At 43.0% G+C, this 2,194-nt stretch carries 2 protein-coding genes; both read right to left on the bottom strand.

What is annotated here, in order from left to right:
* Positions 1–65: 65 nt before the first annotated feature.
* Positions 66–839, bottom strand: a complete 774-nt coding sequence (locus MICAI_RS01230) for a PEP-CTERM sorting domain-containing protein (RefSeq protein ID WP_008196640.1) — start codon at positions 837–839, stop codon at positions 66–68.
* Positions 840–1,122: 283 nt separating this feature from the next.
* Positions 1,123–1,956: a 1,4-dihydroxy-2-naphthoyl-CoA synthase gene (gene menB / locus MICAI_RS01225; RefSeq protein WP_008196637.1), complete on the bottom strand. Its 834-nt coding sequence runs from the start codon at positions 1,954–1,956 to the stop codon at positions 1,123–1,125.
* Positions 1,957–2,194 lie beyond the last annotated feature (238 nt).

The following is a 2,194-nucleotide window of genomic DNA, read 5'->3' as shown; positions in this document are numbered from 1 at the left end:
CCCAGAAAGGGAGAGGGAGAGGGCAATTAACCATCTCTGCCATTGCTTGCTTGTGAAAAATCGCGTTAGGCGGCATTATCTTGGGAATCTTTCATCCCTAAAGGCTGAGATTTTTTCTTGAATGTGGCCATGGCACCTCCAAGAGTTAAAATTGCCAACACTGTGCTAGGCTCTGGTATAGCTTGTGAACTGATACCGATACTTATTTCGTTTAAATTAGGTTCAAAGGCTTGTGAAGCGATACCGATACTTCTTGCGTTTAAATTAGGTTCAAAGGCTTGTGAAGCGATACCGATATTTCCTATAACGTTTAAATCAGGTTTAAATACTTGTGAACCAATGCTTTTTCCGTTTAAATTAAGAGAAGCAACAAACCCATCCCCTGCAACTAAACCATCTGTGTCCAATGACAAGGATAAATAGGCAGCTAGTATATCTGAACGGGTAATTTTGAAGTTAAAGGGTACAAAGCCATTGGTTATAGCAAAAGCATTGGAACCAGCTAAGGTCAGATCAATACCATCTGCTGGGATCGCGCCAGGGGGAGTTGTAAATTTAGAAGAGGATTGTGATGACAATTTTTCAAAGAACAATGTAATTATTATCTTCCCCCGAGGAGTCAGAACAATATATATGATCTTGTGAATACGAATTGGTCTCGGTCTTCGAGAATTATCAATTCTGAAACTTAAATCAAAAGTATCGCCAGGCTTAAAAGTAGAGGGCAAAAAGCGAGAAAACTCACTTTCGTAACTGACGATAGCCGCATCTGCTTTGGCACTATTAAGCAATGCTAAACTGACGCCCAATGCAACACCTAATGCAGGGAGTTTTTTCATGCTGATATGAAGTTTTTGTAAGTTGACGTGAAACGATGATAGGTATTTTTACTTGATCTGTCAAGCAATTTTTAGTAAGTTCAATATTTCTGATTGAATATCATTCTATTGATAAGATATATGGCATTGAAATTTTAATAGCAATTTCAGCGAGAAGATAGCCTGCGAGCCTGAATCTGAAGCGGCAGCCAAGCTTTTAGCTATCAGCCGTCAGCTTTTTTCTCCCCAACTTCCCCACTCCCCACTGATCACTGTTTACTGATCACTGTTTACTGCTCACTGATTAGGGTAGCCAAGGATATTGACTAAAATCGGGGGGACGTTTTTCCAGGAAAGCCTGTTTACCTTCGGCTCCTTCGGCGGTCATATAGTAGAGTAAAGTGGCATTGCCCGCTAACTCCTGTAAACCCGCTTGACCATCACAATCAGCATTAAAAGCCGATTTTAGGCAGCGAATCGCCAAGGGACTTTTTTCGAGGATTTCTAGAGACCATTTAATCCCCTCCTGCTCTAATTCCTCTACCGGGACGACATGGTTAACCAAACCCATTTCTAAAGCTTGTTGGGCGTTATACTGCCGACAAAGAAACCAAATCTCGCGAGCTTTTTTCTGACCCACTACCCGGGCCAGATAACTAGAGCCAAAACCGCCGTCAAAACTACCCACTTTCGGACCGGTCTGACCAAAAACGGCGTTATCCGCTGCTAAGGTTAAATCACAAACCAAGTGTAAAACATGACCGCCCCCGACCGCATAACCCGCCACCAGCGCGATAACTACCTTGGGGATGGAGCGAATTAATTTCTGTAAATCCAGCACATTGAGCCGGGGTACGCCATCATCGCCAATATAACCCGCCTGACCGCGCACCGTCTGATCGCCGCCAGAACAAAAAGCATATTTGCCGTCGTTGTGGGGACCAGCACCCGTGAGCAATACTACCCCAATGCGGGCATCCTCGCGAGCATCACAGAAAGCGTCGTAAAGCTCAAAAACTGTCTTCGGACGGAAGGCATTACGCTTATGGGGGCGATTGATGGTAATTTTGGCGATTCCCCCCCATTTATGGTAAAGAATATCCTCGTAGGTTTTGACGGATTGCCATTCAACGCTCATAGTCTCGGTTATAGGCACAGCTTTTTTACCTTACCTCATTTTGTCGCCCACTTTGAAGCCTGGAGCGCCCGAAGAGGGGAATGGATAGTTGACCGACAAGGTTTAAAGCTGATTCTCTTATTGATATTTTCTGAGTATTGATTGAAAATATATTGATACTATTTGCTAACTTTAAAGAGCTACAAATATGAGTACAATTAATAAAACTAAGCTTGAATCATTAGAGTTTTATTTGGAA

Origin of the sequence: Microcystis sp. T1-4 (assembly GCF_000297435.1) — a bacterium.
In the GTDB taxonomy this organism is placed as follows: Bacteria; Cyanobacteriota; Cyanobacteriia; order Cyanobacteriales; family Microcystaceae; genus Microcystis.
This window is presented reverse-complemented; position numbering and strand designations above follow the sequence as displayed.

Coding starts and splice junctions, on each gene's coding strand:
- MICAI_RS01230 (WP_008196640.1), bottom strand. CDS start 839: ATGAAAAAACTCCCTGCATTAGGTGTTGCATTGGGCGTCAGTTTAGCA.
- menB (WP_008196637.1), bottom strand. CDS start 1,956: ATGAGCGTTGAATGGCAATCCGTCAAAACCTACGAGGATATTCTTTAC.